This window comes from Paenibacillus sp. WLX1005, assembly GCF_046603685.1.
Classification (GTDB): domain Bacteria; phylum Bacillota; class Bacilli; order Paenibacillales; family Paenibacillaceae; genus Saccharibacillus.
Map to the genome: position 1 here is coordinate 2253476 of NZ_CP176756.1, position 16384 is coordinate 2269859.

The 16384-nt window shown below is 45.1% G+C and carries 15 protein-coding genes; 12 read left to right on the top strand and 3 right to left on the bottom strand.

Features of this window, described 5'->3' with window-relative positions; genetic code table 11:
- The first annotated feature begins 3 nt into the window (after positions 1-3).
- Together ACE3MZ_RS09820 and ACE3MZ_RS09825 are read left to right on the top strand one after the other, a co-directional pair.
- Positions 4-180 carry a hypothetical protein gene (locus tag ACE3MZ_RS09820; RefSeq protein ID WP_411346252.1) on the top strand — a complete coding sequence of 59 codons (177 nt, stop codon included), beginning with the start codon at positions 4-6 and terminating at the stop codon, positions 178-180.
- 99 nt (positions 181-279) lie between these two features.
- Complete coding sequence (locus tag ACE3MZ_RS09825) at positions 280-426, top strand: hypothetical protein (RefSeq protein WP_411346253.1); 147 nt, start codon at positions 280-282, stop codon at positions 424-426.
- A gap of 126 nt (positions 427-552) precedes the next feature.
- Here ACE3MZ_RS09825 and ACE3MZ_RS09830 read toward each other — a convergent pair whose 3' ends face one another.
- Positions 553-1920, bottom strand: a complete 1368-nt coding sequence (locus ACE3MZ_RS09830) for an MFS transporter (RefSeq protein ID WP_411346254.1) — start codon at positions 1918-1920, stop codon at positions 553-555.
- 373 nt (positions 1921-2293) lie between these two features.
- Here ACE3MZ_RS09830 and ACE3MZ_RS09835 point away from each other — a divergent pair, with 373 nt between their 5' ends.
- The 3 genes from ACE3MZ_RS09835 to ACE3MZ_RS09845 all read left to right on the top strand — a co-directional run bounded on the left by ACE3MZ_RS09835 (position 2294) and on the right by ACE3MZ_RS09845 (position 6716).
- Positions 2294-2950, top strand: coding sequence for a M48 family metallopeptidase (locus ACE3MZ_RS09835; RefSeq protein ID WP_411346255.1), 657 nt, complete (start codon positions 2294-2296; stop codon positions 2948-2950).
- A 186-nt stretch (positions 2951-3136) separates the two neighbouring features.
- Complete coding sequence (gene dhaK / locus ACE3MZ_RS09840) at positions 3137-4894, top strand: dihydroxyacetone kinase subunit DhaK (protein ID WP_411346256.1); 1758 nt, start codon at positions 3137-3139, stop codon at positions 4892-4894.
- A 244-nt stretch (positions 4895-5138) separates the two neighbouring features.
- On the top strand, positions 5139-6716 hold the full coding sequence (locus tag ACE3MZ_RS09845; RefSeq protein WP_411346257.1) for a diguanylate cyclase domain-containing protein: 1578 nt from the start codon (positions 5139-5141) through the stop codon (positions 6714-6716).
- Between the two features lie 151 nt (positions 6717-6867).
- On the opposite strand, the gene ACE3MZ_RS09850 is transcribed toward ACE3MZ_RS09845, so the two are convergent.
- On the bottom strand, positions 6868-7452 hold the full coding sequence (locus tag ACE3MZ_RS09850) for a TIGR00730 family Rossman fold protein (protein ID WP_411346258.1): 585 nt from the start codon (positions 7450-7452) through the stop codon (positions 6868-6870).
- 313 nt (positions 7453-7765) lie between these two features.
- Between ACE3MZ_RS09850 and ACE3MZ_RS09855 the strand changes: the two genes are divergently transcribed.
- The 5 genes from ACE3MZ_RS09855 to ACE3MZ_RS09875 all read left to right on the top strand — a co-directional run bounded on the left by ACE3MZ_RS09855 (position 7766) and on the right by ACE3MZ_RS09875 (position 14316).
- Positions 7766-8401, top strand: coding sequence for a TetR/AcrR family transcriptional regulator (locus ACE3MZ_RS09855; RefSeq protein ID WP_411346259.1), 636 nt, complete (start codon positions 7766-7768; stop codon positions 8399-8401).
- 176 nt (positions 8402-8577) lie between these two features.
- The gene (locus ACE3MZ_RS09860; protein WP_411346260.1) at positions 8578-9231 is read left to right on the top strand and encodes an HlyD family secretion protein; all 654 of its coding nucleotides are present in this window, start codon (positions 8578-8580) and stop codon (positions 9229-9231) included.
- A gap of 15 nt (positions 9232-9246) precedes the next feature.
- Positions 9247-10773 carry a DHA2 family efflux MFS transporter permease subunit gene (locus tag ACE3MZ_RS09865; RefSeq protein ID WP_411346261.1) on the top strand — a complete coding sequence of 509 codons (1527 nt, stop codon included), beginning with the start codon at positions 9247-9249 and terminating at the stop codon, positions 10771-10773.
- A gap of 54 nt (positions 10774-10827) precedes the next feature.
- Positions 10828-12342 (top strand): efflux RND transporter periplasmic adaptor subunit, encoded by a 1515-nt coding sequence (locus ACE3MZ_RS09870; RefSeq protein ID WP_411346262.1) that lies wholly within the window; start codon positions 10828-10830, stop codon positions 12340-12342.
- 366 nt (positions 12343-12708) lie between these two features.
- Positions 12709-14316 carry a diguanylate cyclase gene (locus ACE3MZ_RS09875; RefSeq protein ID WP_411346263.1) on the top strand — a complete coding sequence of 536 codons (1608 nt, stop codon included), beginning with the start codon at positions 12709-12711 and terminating at the stop codon, positions 14314-14316.
- On the opposite strand, the gene ACE3MZ_RS09880 is transcribed toward ACE3MZ_RS09875, so the two are convergent.
- Positions 14313-14504 (bottom strand): hypothetical protein, encoded by a 192-nt coding sequence (locus ACE3MZ_RS09880; RefSeq protein WP_411346264.1) that lies wholly within the window; start codon positions 14502-14504, stop codon positions 14313-14315. The two genes, ACE3MZ_RS09875 and ACE3MZ_RS09880, sit on opposite strands and share 4 nt — an antisense overlap.
- A gap of 256 nt (positions 14505-14760) precedes the next feature.
- Between ACE3MZ_RS09880 and ACE3MZ_RS09885 the strand changes: the two genes are divergently transcribed.
- Positions 14761-15168 carry a MarR family transcriptional regulator gene (locus ACE3MZ_RS09885; RefSeq protein ID WP_411346265.1) on the top strand — a complete coding sequence of 136 codons (408 nt, stop codon included), beginning with the start codon at positions 14761-14763 and terminating at the stop codon, positions 15166-15168.
- A 272-nt stretch (positions 15169-15440) separates the two neighbouring features.
- A complete protein-coding gene (locus tag ACE3MZ_RS09890) occupies positions 15441-16031 on the top strand; it encodes an NAD(P)H-dependent oxidoreductase (protein WP_411346266.1) in 591 nt (196 codons plus the stop codon).
- The last annotated feature ends 353 nt before the right edge of the window (positions 16032-16384 follow it).

A 16384-nucleotide genomic window follows, 5' to 3' on the forward strand; every position in this document is an offset into this window, starting at 1 on the left:
GACATGGGATTGACAATATTAATGTACAGTTTGGCTGTGCTGGTTGTTGGTGTAATTGCGCTTGCCTTTTACACAACGGTACAAACGTATAAATTAAAACAGCGTGAACTGGAATTGCAGCATATGGAGCTTCAAAGCAAAGGAGCAACGCGAGAGACTGTAGCAGGTTCAACTTCCTGATCGCTACCCCTACCCAATCCATACGATATTCAGTAACTCTAAGAACGGAGCCGTAGGGCGTAACAGCGGAGCAAAGCTGAACTAGAGGATGTGACAGATATGATCGTGGAATGGATGTACTATTTGCTTGCTCTTATCGTGATCGTTGTCATCGTGCTTGCCTTTTACCATACGATTCAACATTTTAAAACCAAGCACCGACATCTCGACGAACGCGAATTGCAATTGCGGCAAAAGCTCAAATGAATATTGGATTGAAATTGCATATAAGAATGGCAAAAACATAAGAATAACAAAACACTCTGTCGCTCAGGACAGAGTGTTTTGTTATGATCCTTGTGCGGCTATAGCTATAGCCACATACTATCAAGCCTACGACTTCGCCACTGCCGCTTTGTTCGCCAATGCGAGACGCTCATTCCGAACGTGATCGAAGTTGCCATACCGTTCCTGTACGAGTAGAAACGCGACACTTCCAAGTAAACATGGAATAGCGAAGAACATAAATGCTTTTTGCGGAGCGATGTTGGTCGCCAGCAGTAAGCCGATAAGCACCGGAGCCAGAATCGCACCAATCCGTCCTACGCCTACACTAACTCCGACGCCGGTCGCACGAATTTCGCGTGGATAAAATTCGGAAATATACGGATTGATTAGATTTTGCGTACCGACTGTGCAGGCACCGCCAAAAGCGATCAATACATATAACAGCGCCGTGCTGGATGTCAGACTCAGGCAAACGAAGCAGATCGAACCAAGCAGGAAGTACGTTACCAGTACGACGCGATGCCCGACCTTTTCCACCAGATAGCCGCCCAATAGTGAACCGCCAATCTGTCCGACAGCCAGTACAAGACCAAAGGAAAGGCTAGATGTGATGCCGTAACCGGAACCTTGCATAATTTTTGGCAACCAGGTGTTCAAGCCGTAAATCATAAGCAAACAACTGAAAACCGCTACCCAGAAGGCAAATGTGCTTAATGCCCGATGTTGGATAAATAGCTTTTTGACCGGGGTTCCTTCCGCGCGCTTCTGTACCGCTTCATATTCAAAATCGTCCTGTGCTGTATACGCACCCTGTGGATGAATACGATTCAAAATACTAGCCACAGCTGCACCCTGCTTGCGCACAATATGATACGACAACGATTCAGGAAACTGTTTCCAGAAGAAAGGCAAAGTGAACAGGGGAATGATACCGAGCCAGTATAGGAAGCGCCAGCCCAGATGTTCCATCACATACATCCCGACTAACGAAGCGGCGATACTGCCGATCGAATATCCGCAATACATAATCGCTACTGTTAGCGCACGGTTCTTTTTCGGTGAGTATTCTGTCATTAACGAGATTACAGCAGGCATCAAGCCGCCCATTCCGATCCCGGCGATAAAACGCATGACTGTAAATACTTGTGCGTTGGGAGCCAGTCCCGCTAACAGGGAGAATACGCTGAACAACAGCATACAGATGGCGAGAACCTTTTTGCGACCGATGACGTCGGATAAAGCACTCAGTACAAATGCACCAATCATCATCCCAACGAGTGTATAACTACCAATAGCGCCCGCTGATACTGGTGTCAATCCGTAATCCTCCATCATCAGCGGTAAGCCGATGCCATAGGTAGCAATGTCGAATCCGTCAAACCCAATCGCAAAAAAGCACCATAAAAAGACAAGCAAATGAAATGAATTGAATCGGCTATCTGCGATAACCTGATGTGGTAATACGTTACGCATAATGAATCCCCTTTTTATCTCTGTTTTGTTGGCGTAATCATATCATGCGTGGGAGAATCGACGGTAACTGTTAATCCTGATAGTTGGTTATAGGATGAGACTATGCCCGATTTTGGAGTTATAAGATATCCAGTCATAAAGAGACTGATAATAAACAGACTGATCAGGAAGGTGGTAGGAAGGTAGTAGCGTATGAATTGTCTTAGCATCAATGCGTCATACTACACAGAGATGTCATGATATAATGAGATCGCAAAACCTATATCTGATGCAACGAACGATGTCGAATGCCTGATTAAGGCTATCCATTACAATCGTTCACCAATGAACAATCAGGATCGTACGATCCAAATCTACCAACGAGGTTATTGGCATGAATATTATAATTAACAATGAATCCATCCACTGTCATGTGGAATATTCCAAACGCAAAAAAGTAGCTATTCAGCTTGATCCCAATGGCTTGCTTACAGTGAAAGTACCGAATGGCACATCGGACGAGGACATTACCCGTTTCGTGCAGCGTAACAGCAAGCCCATTCTTGATTATCTGCACAAGCTGGCAGAGCGTCAGCCACTACCGGAAACGAGAACATATGCCGAAGCCGAGGATACATTTATGTATCTGGGCAAGGAGCAGCCGTTACAATCATTAATCTCAGTAGAAGATGCTGATGAAGAGGAACTGCGTGTACGCCTGAAGAAGTTCTATTTTACCAGCTGCAAAAAGATCATTCTGGAACGGATGCAGCCTTATATGCAGCAGCTCAAGGTCAAGCCGAAAAGTGTAGATATCGTTGAGTCCACTACTCGCTGGGGTAGCTGTAGCTACGACAAAAAGCTCACTTTCAACTACCGACTGGCGATGGCGCCAATCGAGGTGATTGATTATGTTATTGTGCATGAGCTATGCCATCTCCTGCATATGAATCACGATCGTTCCTTCTGGCGCAAAGTAGGCGGATTGATGCCAGATTACAAAGATAAGGAAGAATATCTGGCGCGCTACGGACGGTATATGAGCCTGTAATTTTGGAAATGAGGGAAGATACATTTGTGACAATCAGAAGAGGGACGGGTAATCAATAGTGGTTGCCCGCTAGAAGATTCGTCATTCATGTCCATTGATATCGTATGAACGCAGTACAGAGATGATCTGCACAGTATTCTTGACAGTATTCATACGGCATCAGTGCATAAACAGGAGGGAACAAGTATGAAAAAAGTAATGAATCGTGCGGAAGATATGGTGCTCGAAATGGCAAAAGGCATGGTGCTCGCGCATCCCGAACTGGAGCTTATCCCCAAATACAAAGTGATCAAGAAAAAGCAGCTGAATCCCGATAAAGTGGCGCTCATCAGTGGTGGCGGCAGTGGACACGAACCGGCACATGCAGGCTATATCGGCGAAGGGATGTTGGACGCAGCTGTATGCGGCGATATATTTGCTTCACCATCGCAAATTCAGGTGTATCAGGCGATTAAGGCAACTGCTGGTAATAAAGGTGCATTATTGATTATCAAAAACTATAGCGGCGATATGATGAATTTCAAAAATGCAGCCCATCTGGCACAGGAAGATGGCATTGCGGTCGATTATGTCAAAGTCGATGACGATATTGCCGTTGAGGATAGTCTATACACCGTCGGTCGCCGAGGCGTGGCAGGAACGATATTTGTACATAAAATCGCGGGTGCTGCCGCCGAGGAAGGACGCGATCTGCAAGCTGTCAAAGCCGTTGCGGAAAAAGCGGCTGCCCATGTGCGCAGCATTGGTTTTGCGCTCACGTCCTGTACCGTGCCTGCCAAAGGCTCACCGACCTTTGCATTGGGCGAGCAAGAAATGGAGTATGGCGTCGGCATTCATGGCGAGCCGGGCATGGAACGGATAGATATGACGAATGCCCATGAGCTGGCAAAACGGATGGTCAACGATCTGCTGCGCGATATGAAGCTGGAGCAGGGCAGTGAGATTGCTGTATTGATCAACGGCTTTGGTGCGACTCCGCTTCAGGAATTGTATTTGTTCAATCACGATGTTACTCGTGAACTGGCAGAGCACGGCATCGTGATCAACCGTACATTTGTAGGTGATTATATGACAAGTATCGATATGGCAGGCTTGTCTGTTACGTTTATGAAGCTGGATGATGAATTGAAAACGCTATTGTCGCGTCCAAGCGATACACCAGGCTTCAAAGTATCCGGTCCGGTGGAATCGGTGAGCTATAGCGAAGCAGCGGAAGAACCGGCAGATGATTATCCGGTTTCTTATAAAGTAGAAACGAATCCTGCTGCCGCCAAGATTCATGGTGATCAACTTACATTGGACAATCTGATCTATCTGATCGATCATATGAGCGAGATTATTATCGATAATGAAGTACCATTCTGCGATCTGGATTCACATGCGGGCGATGGCGATTTTGGCATGAGTGTCGCGAAGGGATTCCGGCAATTGAAGCGCGAGTGGAAGGAGATTGTAGCAGAAGAACATCTGACGATCGGTAGCTTTTTACATCATGTATCACTGATTATTATGGAATCGTGCGGCGGCGCATCTGGTCCGATCTGGGGTTCGGCATTCCGTGCTGCTGGTCGTGCTGCTAACGAGCAGACCGTCGTTGATGTACATCAATTTGCCGAGATGTTGCAGGCAGCGGTGGAAGGCATTCAGTCTACGGGAGAACGTTCCTTTGGACGTGGGGCTGTCGTTGGCGACAAAACGCTAATTGATGCGCTCATTCCGTGTGCAGATAGCTGGACGCAAAGTGCACAGAATGGTGATGATATGCGAACCGCTTTCCGCAAAGGAGCGGAAGCCGCAGTACGCGGTGCTGAGAGCACCAAAGACATCGTTGCCCGTATGGGTCGAGCGGGAGCGGTTGGCGAGCGAAGTCTCGGTTACCCGGATGCTGGTGCGCACGCGCTTGGTGTTATCTTTACCGCCTTGGCGGAAGGCTTGAATGAATGACAAGGATATCAATATAGAGGAGAAAGGCGCTGCGAATTTCCTCGTTCTGGGACAATATCCAGACTGATGCAGCAAACGCTGATAAAATCGCGTGTTTTGCTGATTTTTGTTGTCAAAATCGTCTGAATTCCTTACGATGATTGTAACGGAAACTTATACTGTAACGAAGAAACATCACAGCTATGTGAATCGGAAAGTAGTATAGGCTTTATTCTGAACATCTCGGATGGAAAGGACCATGCGAATGAACGCTTTGTTCATGGATTTTTTGACGATCCAGTTGCCTACCTACTTTTTTCTTTATATGGCGATTACCCTGCTATATCGCAATCGTAAAAGCAAAATTAACCGCATCGCCGCGCTGTTAATGATGGCGCTGGTGATGTACTTTTTGTTTGAATATTTGAAAACTTCGTTGTTGCCGCAGTATCAGATGCAGCTGGTATTGTACGGAAGTGCGCCTGCCTTGCTGCTATTTGTTTGTACACTGGTGCATTTGAGTGTGTTGTTGGGTGATCAGCTTACTCGTCCTTTGCGCAAATGGTTGCCGCTTGTGTACGCGTCGCCGTATACGTTGTGGCTGTGTTTTCTGCTTGGCTGGGATCATCATCTGCTGTATAACGAACATGTGACCGATGGGCGTAGCCCGCTACATCCGACGTATTTACTCATGTCGATTACATTTATTATTGGCTATATTTTTATATCGGCGTTACTGCTAGCATATAGCTGGTTACGTTCAAAAGAACCGCGTCGCAAAGTCATCTATCGTTCGCTGTTGCTGAATGACTTTCAGCTGTTTGGTACGTTTGCTCTGATTACGACCTTGCTGCAAAGTGGTGTCATCATTACGCGTGTCTCGATGATCTTTTATTTTATTGGTTATCTGGTGTGGGCGATGCGATTGCGTCATCTGATCGGCAAGTACAATATTATGCCGGACTACCGCAAGCTCTTTCAGATTTTGTTCGAGTCGGCACCGAATGCCATTTTGCTGCTGGACTTGAAAGGCAATGTAAAAGAAATGAATCCGCGTGCGCAGCGCTGGTTTGCAGATGTGCCAGTGGAACAGATTCCGGCGCAGTTTGAATTGGATAACGGGCAAAATTTGCAGCAATTGTTGTCGTCGCGACTGGATCAGCCTCAGAGCGGAGAGCATCTGGAAATGCGGATGAACAATCACGGGCAGACCAATCTGGATCTGATCGCTGGTATGGATCGTATTGCCGGAGCAAATGAAGACTTGGTTGTGCTGCATCTGACGGATGTGACGTCACTCAAGGAAACAGAGCGACGACTGATCCAATCTGAGCAGAATTACAAGCATAGCGCACATCACGATGCGCTAACCGGGCTGTATAACCGCGCGGCAGTAGAGGAGCAATTGCAATTCAAAATTGCCAGTAACGAGCGGTTTGCACTGGTAATGATTGACCTGAATCATTTTAAGCCGATCAATGATACGTATGGGCATATAGTGGGAGATCAGTATTTGCAATATATTGCTCAGCAACTGCGTACACTGGCGCAAAAGCCTGGCGATCTGATCGGACGCATTGGCGGCGATGAATTTGTACTAGTGCTGTCTTGTCCAGAACATGTCGATATCTCACTGATGGTGCAGACTCGTTTATCACTACTGGATGATAAAGTTTTCCGTCAGGATGATCTGAACATTCCGGTTTCGTTTGCCGCTGGGCTGAGTGTGTATCCAGAAGATGCCCCTGATATCATCGGATTGCTGCGATATGCAGATCAGCAGATGTACAATCGCAAACGGCAAAAGCATCTGGATACTGTGTTACATGTTAACGAGCTATAACGTCACAGCGAATCTATGGGTCAGATCCAGTCAAAAGTACAGTAAGCCTATATTCCAACTTATATCAAACATACAAATGCCAATCCATCTACATTTTGCATTCAGCAGGGAGTAAATGGATTGGCATTTTGCTTGTCAAGAAGTGGAGAGATTACGTTTGCGTTTGATCCTTGAGGTACGTTTTCACCGTAGGTGCTTCATACGTTGCAAATTGATCCAATAGCGTTGCTGCTCCCGTATCATTTAGAACAATTTCACGATATTTTGCTTGCATAAACTGCTGATCCAGCATCGTATCAAACATGGACAGTAATGGATCAAAGTATCCGTGTATATTTAGCAATCCGCATGGTTTGCTGTGCAATCCAAGCTGTGCCCAGGTGAAGATCTCAAAATATTCTTCCAACGTTCCTGGGCCGCCCGGCAGTGCAATAAAGCCATCTGCTAGCTCCGCCATTTTTGCTTTACGCTCATGCATGGATTCCACCACAATCAATTCGCTTAATCCGGTATGAGCAATTTCACGATCTTGTAGGAAGTGTGGCAATACACCAATTACGTGTCCACCCGCAGCCAGTGTACCGTCTGCAACTGCGCCCATCAGCCCGACATTCGCTCCGCCATATACAAGCGTTAAACCACGCTTAGCTAACTCCTGTCCCAACGCAAACGCTTGCTCTCGATACAACTCCAGTGCACCATTACTAGAGCCGCAAAATACCGCAATATTGTTCATGTACTCCACTCCTTATGTATCGTTCTGGTCTGGCAGCCTACTCTGTCATCATTCAAATCGGTATCCAGATTAACATAGAAATGAAATGATGGGAAGGAGCAACGATAGCAATACAGATAACAAGTATTTTGCGCTATATATGTACAAATTTTAATAATAAGATTGACACATGACACCGTGTCACATATAATTCTTTATGTAACTTTTGACAACAAATTGTGCCTGCCTACATCTGATGGAATGTTCTGCTTGCAGCAACAGGTCCTGATCGTCGTCATAAACCGGAGGTTGCGGGAGGCAGTGGAGTGAATGTATGCCTACAAAAACCTTTTTTAATTTGCCGGATGAAAAGCGGCAAAATTTGATGAATGCGGCGATGCGGGAATTTTCCAGAGCTTCGCTGGCGGATGCGTCGATTGCGAATATTATTAAGGATGCTTGCATTCCGCGTGGCAGTTTTTATCAGTATTTTGAAGACAAGGCAGATTTGTTTTTTTACATTTTGGAGGAACACAGCGCTAGCAACCGTGAGCTGATGATGTCACTGGCGGTCAAGCACCAAGGCGATCTGTTTGCCTCATCGGCGGAGTTTTTCCAATCTACGTTGCATCGGTTCATGCATCATGAACATCGCGATTTTGCGCGGAACATTTTCCTCAATATGAATTACAAGATTGAGTACAAGCTGATTTTGGATGTGAAAAATCCCACGACTCGTCAGCGGATTAGTGAATTTTACCGCAGCTATATGGGGTTGATTGATACGAGCGGACTCAATATTCATAGCGAACAGGAATTGTTTCATTTGATCAAAATTTTGCGAGCGATCATTATCCAGAACTTTATCCAGTTTTTCGCCGGGGAGGCGCAAGAGCAGGAAGTGATTCGTAACTTCACACTGGAGCTGGAATTGCTGCAACGAGGGTTGTACACCCCTGTGGACAATTAACGATGTAAGGAGCGAAGATTTCGCACACCGACATAGAATTCGGGGCATCTAACTGCCATGTGTGTGGACACAGTTCCTTGCTTTTTTTGTGCGCTGTATTGTCTTAAGATCAAGAATTTAGCATTACAGTATGTTTTGTTTTTACCAAATTATGATAACTGTAGAGGTGGAGTACGTTGAAAAGAAAGATTATTTTATCGATCCTGATCGTGCTGCTGGTCGTTAGTGGCGGTACGCTTGGTTATTACTACTGGTATCAGGGCACCCATTATGTAAAAAGTGATGATGCTCGTATTACAGCGGACCAGTATAAAGTGATGCCGCAAATTACAGCGGAAATTGACCATATCGATGTAGAAGAAGGCGATGTGCTCACGCGCAACGAGCCGATTGCAGAACAAAATGTATCCGGTCTGGATTCCAATGTAATTAGCAAATCCGTGCTGCGAGCTCCGATTAACGGTACGGTCATCAAAGTGTATTCCAAAGAACATGAGATTGCTTCCCCAAGCTCGGCGGTAGCAGTGATGGCAGACATGAACAATTTGTATGTGTCGACCAATATTGAAGAAACAGATATCAATCGCATCAAGCCAGGCGCACTGGTAGATGTGACCTTGGATGCAGCTGGCGATCAGGTCATTCAAGGTAAAGTACGCAAAGTAGGCGAAGCATCCAATTCCGTCTTTGCTGTTATTGCATCGACGAACACTAGCGGTAACTTTAACAAAGTCACCCAGCGTATCCCAGTAGAAGTTGCACTGAATGTACCGAAAGGCATGACACTCATTCCGGGTACGAACGTGGAAGTGAAAATCCACACATCATAATGAAGGGAGGGGTCGATGGTGGCTTCCGAAATTAATGCCGCTGCTCCTCCGGTCGATTCGCCGCGTGAGAAATGGCTTGCCTTTTTCGCGATTGTGCTGGGCGCCTTTGTGGCGATCCTTAATAACAGTTTGATCAACGTGGCGATTCCTCAGCTGACTACGGATCTGGGCTCAACCACATCACGTATTCAATGGGTAATCACCGGCTATACGCTAGCATCCGGTATTATCGTTCCGATTACTGGCTTTATGGAACAGCGCATCGGTTATAAAAAGTTTCTAATTGCGGCGTTGAGCTTGTTTACGCTCGGAACCGTATTTTGCATTTTCGCTTGGAGCGATACATCGCTAATTGCAGCTCGTATTGTGGCAGGGCTTGGCGGTGGTGTCATTATGCCGCTCAGTATGACAATCGTGTACAAGATCATCCCGCGTGAACAAATTGGTATGGCACTTGGTATCTGGGGTATCGCCGCAATGGCAGCACCAGCGATCGGTCCAACTCTAAGCGGATATCTGATCGAATGGTTTGATTGGCGCTTCCTGTTCATCGTCTGTGTGCCGGTTGCTCTGTTTGCGATTCTGATGGTAGTCTTGCTTATCAAAGAACCGCCCAAAGGCGCGATCGTCAAATTCGATCTGCTCGGCTTCCTGTTGGCGGCAACGTGTGCAGGTACACTACTGTACGCCTTGTCCAGCGGTTCCTCCGACGGCTGGGGTTCATTCAAGATCGTTGGACTATTCTTTATCGCTTTCTGGGCGCTAGTGTTCTTGATCTTCGTCGAGAGTGGGCAGGAGAATCCAGTTATTGATATTTCCTTATTCAAAAATTATAAATTTGCAATTAGTGTTGTGACATCGAGCTTTGTCATGATGGGATTGTACGGTGGTACATTCTTATCCCCACTATTTCTGCAAAATATCCAATCGGTATCACCGGTACACACCGGGATTATCCTGCTGCCACAAGCGATTGCGATGGCGGTCATGATGCCATTTGCCGGTAAATTATTTGACAAAATTGGCATTGTGCCGATCGGTCTGGTTGGGCTGACACTAACAAGTGTGATGACGTATCATCTGCATACGCTCACTCCGCAAACCCCGCATCTATGGCTGCAAATCGTGCTCATGTTCCGCGGAATGGGTATCGGAATCTGTATGATGCCACTCTCTACGGTTGGCATGAACGCTGTACCGAAGGAAAAAGTCGGCAAAGCGTCGACCGCTTCCAATCTTGTACGGACAATTGCAGGCTCGATGGCAATCGCCATTTTGACCTTCTTGATGCAAAATCGGACAGCGCTGCACAGTCAGCAGATTTCCGAATCGATTACACCGGATGCGGCGCAAACATTCCAGTCGCTACTTGGGACTTCATGGACATCGACCGTATCCGGGCTAATTACGCTCGACGCATATTCGCGCGGAATTGCTGATACATTCCTTGTCTCATCTATTCCGTTGTTCTGCTCAATTCCATTCGTCTTCCTATTCATCAGCAGACGCAAACAGAAACAATTACAGGAAACTCAGGTGTAATGCTTCACCTGAACACTCCTGTTATCTCCACTACAGAAAGAAAGGGACCATGCAATGAAAATTAGAAAATGGGAAGTTACCGCTGGTGCTTTGCTGCTTAGCACCGTAATGCTCGCTGGCTGTTCCACGGCGAATAATGATGCAGCGCAGGAGATGAGTGTCAACGTCAAAGTTGCTAGCGCTCAAAAAGGTCTGATCGGTCAGGGCGACATCTATACCGGAACCGTGACACCGTCCGAAACGGTCAATATTATGCCGAAGATCTCCGGCAAAGTCTCTGCCTTGTCCGTGGATGTAGGTAGTGAAGTGAAAAAAGGACAAGTATTGTTCAAGCTCGAAGATAACGATCTGCGTAACAATCTGTCAATCGCCAAATCGAATGTGGATGCAGCCGCAGCTGGAGTGAACAGCGCTCGCGATTCCCGCGAATCTGGACTTGTATCCGCCAATTCTGGCGTAGTCAGTTCGAAGAACGGCATCATTTCTTCCAAAAGCTCTATTACACAAGCCAAAGGCAATATCAACTCTGCTCAAGGCGCGGTAAATCAAGCGCAAACTGCTGCGAAACAGGCACAAACCGCCGTATCCAGCGCGGACAATTCGATCAAACAAGCGAAAGAAGCACTGGATAGCGCACAGAAAACACTAACCCGTACCCAATCGCTATTCGATAATTCTCTGGCAACACAAGCCGATTTGGAAAAAGCGCAAGCAGCACAGGTTAGTGCCCAAACGGCGTATGACAATGCAGTTAATGCCAAAGCCAACGCTCAGGATCAACTGGCAGGTACGCAAAAATCGCTGGAAACTGCACAAAAAGCATTATCCACTGCTCAAGAAGCGTACGGAAATGCAACCAGCAGCTATGAAAACGCCAATTCTGGTTATTCCAATGCCCAGCGTCAAGCTGAAGTAGCACAAAGCACTGCTGGTATCGAAGCCAGTCAGCAAAAGCTGGATCAAGCACAGCTAAATGTTCAAATCGCTCAAGATTCACTTGGAGATACCGTTGTAAAATCACCAATCAACGGAATCATTACTACCAAAAATGCCGAAGTTGGCGAAATGGCTGGTCCATCCGCAGCTTCGCTCGTTATCGCTGATCTGAGCACCGTCAATATGCTGATTTATGTACCTGCTGATGAGATCAATCAGGTGAAAACAGGGGATCAGGTGCAAGTGCGAGTAGCTTCATCTGATATTGTAACGAGCGGGAAAGTGAAAAATATCAATCCAATGGATTCCAGCGGTAACGGTTATCCTGTTCAAATTACCGTGTCCAATACTGATAATAAGCTGAAATCCGGTATGCTAGCAGACATCAGCTTTGTTGGCAAAGACGCCAAACAAGGATTGATCTTGCCAAGCAAAGCAGTTCAAACCGAAGGCGACAAACATTATGTATACGTCGTGACAAACGGTCACGCAGTTCGCAAAGAAGTAACGGTCGGTACAGAAACCGGTTCTCAAGTGCTGATTACCAGCGGTCTGAACGGTGGAGAGAAAGTAGCTGAGAATAATTTGGCACTGCTTGGCGACAACACTCCGGTCACTACTTCCCAATATTAATCCTAAGCTACAAAAGAATAGATGGAATGAAGCCAGCTTTTGCTATGTATTGCAGAGCTGGTTTTTTGTTATTTCATTAATATCAATATTCTGCTAAAATAACCATTTAACGTAATTAATGAGTGAAAAAACAGCCGCTAACTATGTATTGTCAAAAAGAGTTTGCTTTTCATTGATAATTACTTTAAATTCATGGCGTATGATTTAAAAAACGATGGTTGTGATATAGACAAGTTTTATTATTAATAAAACAATCTTGTAGCGCAGGATGCCATTTATTGTAAAGCGATTATCTAATGAAGTGATTAAGGGAAATCGCCGATATAATGAGAAAGAAAGCGACCATGTAAGCGAGGAGAGTACAGGATGTTGTTTTCCGTTATACGTCAAGCCAGAAGATACAAATTGTCTACCGTCATGTGCGGATTGGCTTTTTGTACATTTTTCTTCATTTTGGCTGCCTGTTTGACCATTGGATATGTAAGCCAAAAGCAATCAGTCGAACAACAGACGCTACAGCTGAATGAAATTCATGCCAAGGAACTAAGCCGGATTACGCAAAGCTTGATTTACTCTATGCAATCGTCACTTGCCGAAACGAGCCGATACATAATGTTAGAGCCTACCAACGAACCTTCGGCTATACAAAAACAACTGGATTATTTTCGCAAATCGAATAGTTATTTTAACGCTGTACTGACGATGAATGAAAAAGGCGAGGTGCAATATTCATCGCCGGAGCAAGTGTATAATCCCGAGACGTTACCTGTTAACGATCAGATGGAGAAGGCATTGCTAAAACGCAGAGCGTACATTTCTACCCCTTACAGTGATCTGAATGGACGACTTGTCATCATGATGGGACATCCGCTGTATACAGCAGATGGACGTTATATGGGAATGCTGGCAGGTGTGCTATATCTCGAAGAAAGCAATCGTTTGAATGAATTACTGGATGAAGGTAGCAAAAAAGAAGACGGATCGTATTTCTACGTTGTCGACAACAAATCGAATATTATTTATCATCCGATAGAATCGCGCATCGGTAAACGGTTGGTCGGCAATTATATCATGGAACAATTGCAGGATGGACGAAGCGGTTATCAGCGCACGCTTAATGTCAATCAGCAGGAAGTACTTGCTGGATATGCGACTGTACCAGGGATTCGCTGGGGGATTGTATTTCAGACACCAGCAGAAAATACGGAAATCTTTTCCGCACAATTGGTTGAAAATATGTTGTTTTATTTGGTGCCGATTATTGTGCTGTTACTGATGATTATTTATCATCTGGCGGTGCAATTGTCCCATCCGCTGAACTCGCTTGCCGATTATGCGCGCAGCATCGGTGCTGAAGATGGAGATGGTATTCCGCCCCTGCATGCGGGCTGGAATTATGAAGCTCATGAGCTGCATCAGGCAATTATGGTATTAGAGCAGCAAACCCGGGAAAAAGAACGCCGATTGCAAAAAGAAGCGCATTATGATGCGCTGACTGGAGTACTCAATCGGCGAGCGCTCGTATCCATTATGCAAAACTGGGTTGGGAACCGGTACCACTTCACTGTGATGATGCTGGATATTGATCATTTTAAATCAATCAATGATACGTATGGTCATTCGATGGGAGACGATATGTTGAAATGTATGGCGGATGTGATTGCAGAGCAGATTCAGTCACAGGATTTGTGCTTCCGTTACGGTGGAGAGGAATTTGTGATTTTGCTGTATGAGATGGATGAGGATCAAGGTAGAGAAGTAGGGGAACAGATTCGTGAAGCGGCAGAGCAGTGTCCAACTCCATTTGATCGTGCGATTACGGTATCGCTAGGGATGACTGTATATGCGGGTGGTGATGAGAATTTGGAGGAATTGTTGGAGCAAGCCGATCAAGCGCTGTATAACGCAAAAAACACTGGCAGAAACAAAATGGTTGTCTACGAACATCCGACAGCCATCTCAGCCAGTGATTAGTGGACAAACATTGTTTTTGCGCGTTTAATTGTCCAATAAGGGAAAGTTAAGGAGCCTTGCTCCGTATGAATAACAAAAAAATTAGGATTATCATGAGCTTCGCAGGTGCCAATGTAGGTTTCACCGCTGATCAGATGCACATGCATCGGTGTCTGGTTGTAAATAGCTTCTTGAATAGCTGGATTCACTTTAACATTCTCCTTACACGTTGAAGTCGATAGCCTATGAGGCAATACTAGCAAATTCTACGACAAATTTCTACATTTTTTATCATTGTTAAACATTATTACCCTGTTTATTACCCTTTTATATGGATAATAAACAGGGTTTACTAAATTTTTACTATTTATTTTTACATATGGTTAACAGTCATTGCATAAATGTATTGCAATTACATAGATGTCTATATATAATAAGCATATGCCGAAATATCACGCAATATCTATGATTAGCAAAATTCGCGATGAACTGCACCGCTTGATCATATCCGAATTGGAGCAGCATGGTGTGGAAGGAATTGTTCCTTCACACGGCGACATTTTAGTTTTTCTATATCAGAAAAACGGATTATCGGTCAAAGAGCTGGCACAGAAGATTCATCGCAAACAGCCAACCGTCACTGTACTGGTAGACAAACTTGCCCGGCTTGGTTATGTACAGCGGGTCAAGAGTGAGGAGGATAGCCGGATTACTCTGATTCATTTAACAGATCAGGGACGAGAGCTAGAGCCATTATTTCATCAGATTTCCGCTACTGTCAATGCAGCGGTATACGATGGATTCACAGCGCAGCAGCAAGAACAGCTGGAACAGATGCTGGGTGTGATTTTACACAGGGTTTCGGAGCAGTAAGTATAGATTGCATATTGTGACCGAAACCTTCGTTTCTTGCTATAAGTCCATATGGAGTATCTGAATGCTGTGTGTAGGATCTGATATTTTTTTAGAATAATACATAGATATCTATGTTTATTAAAGAGTATCGTCTATGTGTCAGCGGTAAGCTGGCGAGTGTGCTGTTTTGTTTATAACATGGCGAATCCGATCATTGATCATACGTGATCTACTTTGTCTGCTATATAGCTATTCTATTAAAATTACAAACCCATTTGGAGGAATGAACTATGAAACACCTGATCGTCTATGCACATTCTAATGTTGAAAGCTTGAACCATTCTATTCTCGAAACGACGGTACGTGCACTTGAAGAGCAAGGTCATGAGGTTGTTGTGCGCGATCTGTACGCACTAGGCTTTAACCCGGTCTTCACACCAGAAGATAGTGCTGCTATGCGCGCTGGACAGACTCCGGTCGATATTCAAACTGAGCAGGAATATATTCGGAATGCGGACGTGATTACGTTTATCCATCCGGTATGGTGGACAGGCTTGCCAGCGATTCTGAAAGGATATGTGGATCGCGTATTCGCTTACGGCTTTGCTTATGCTTCGGACGAAAATGGTATTGTGCAGCTGCTCAAAGGCAAACAAGGTCTGATCATCAGCACCCATGGTACGCCAAAAGAAGTATACGACAGCATCGGTATGACAGATGGTCTAAAAATCACCTCTGACGATGGTATCTTTGGCTTTGTCGGTATTGAATCGGTAGGGCATCTGCTGTTCGGTAGCATCGGTTATTTAGATGAAGCGGGATATCAAGGCATTTTGAACGAAGTAGATTCGACTGTAAAACGTCTGTTTCCTAGCGCGTAATTTCTTGTAGCTTGTTTTGGATTGGAAGATAGCACTGTACAGAACTTTGATGCAGCATTTCATTGTGAACCTTGAATGCAAGATATTCTCATAAAAGTTTATTATCAGAACTTTAGTGCAAGATGTTCTTATAAAAGTTCATTGTCAAAACAAAGCCTGCGTTCCGTATTCGGAAAACGCAGGCTTTTGCTATGTTATGATATTTATTTAAAACTATCGCAAATGTGTAGGGATGAAGAACCAATACATTTTAGTTAATCATACATAGTAGTAATCCATACACAGTTAGTAATCCATACGGAGTTAATGATCGTAAGCTGTGCTCAATAACGAGAGGTTATACTCCAACATAA

Coding starts and splice junctions, on each gene's coding strand:
- ACE3MZ_RS09830 (WP_411346254.1), bottom strand. CDS start 1,920: ATGCGTAACGTATTACCACATCAGGTTATCGCAGATAGCCGATTCAAT.
- ACE3MZ_RS09850 (WP_411346258.1), bottom strand. CDS start 7,452: ATGAACAATATTGCGGTATTTTGCGGCTCTAGTAATGGTGCACTGGAG.
- ACE3MZ_RS09865 (WP_411346261.1), top strand. CDS start 9,247: ATGGTGGCTTCCGAAATTAATGCCGCTGCTCCTCCGGTCGATTCGCCG.
- ACE3MZ_RS09825 (WP_411346253.1), top strand. CDS start 280: ATGATCGTGGAATGGATGTACTATTTGCTTGCTCTTATCGTGATCGTT.
- ACE3MZ_RS09855 (WP_411346259.1), top strand. CDS start 7,766: ATGCCTACAAAAACCTTTTTTAATTTGCCGGATGAAAAGCGGCAAAAT.
- ACE3MZ_RS09820 (WP_411346252.1), top strand. CDS start 4: ATGGGATTGACAATATTAATGTACAGTTTGGCTGTGCTGGTTGTTGGT.
- ACE3MZ_RS09885 (WP_411346265.1), top strand. CDS start 14,761: ATGATTAGCAAAATTCGCGATGAACTGCACCGCTTGATCATATCCGAA.
- ACE3MZ_RS09890 (WP_411346266.1), top strand. CDS start 15,441: ATGAAACACCTGATCGTCTATGCACATTCTAATGTTGAAAGCTTGAAC.
- ACE3MZ_RS09875 (WP_411346263.1), top strand. CDS start 12,709: ATGTTGTTTTCCGTTATACGTCAAGCCAGAAGATACAAATTGTCTACC.
- ACE3MZ_RS09835 (WP_411346255.1), top strand. CDS start 2,294: ATGAATATTATAATTAACAATGAATCCATCCACTGTCATGTGGAATAT.
- dhaK (WP_411346256.1), top strand. CDS start 3,137: ATGAAAAAAGTAATGAATCGTGCGGAAGATATGGTGCTCGAAATGGCA.
- ACE3MZ_RS09845 (WP_411346257.1), top strand. CDS start 5,139: ATGAACGCTTTGTTCATGGATTTTTTGACGATCCAGTTGCCTACCTAC.
- ACE3MZ_RS09870 (WP_411346262.1), top strand. CDS start 10,828: ATGAAAATTAGAAAATGGGAAGTTACCGCTGGTGCTTTGCTGCTTAGC.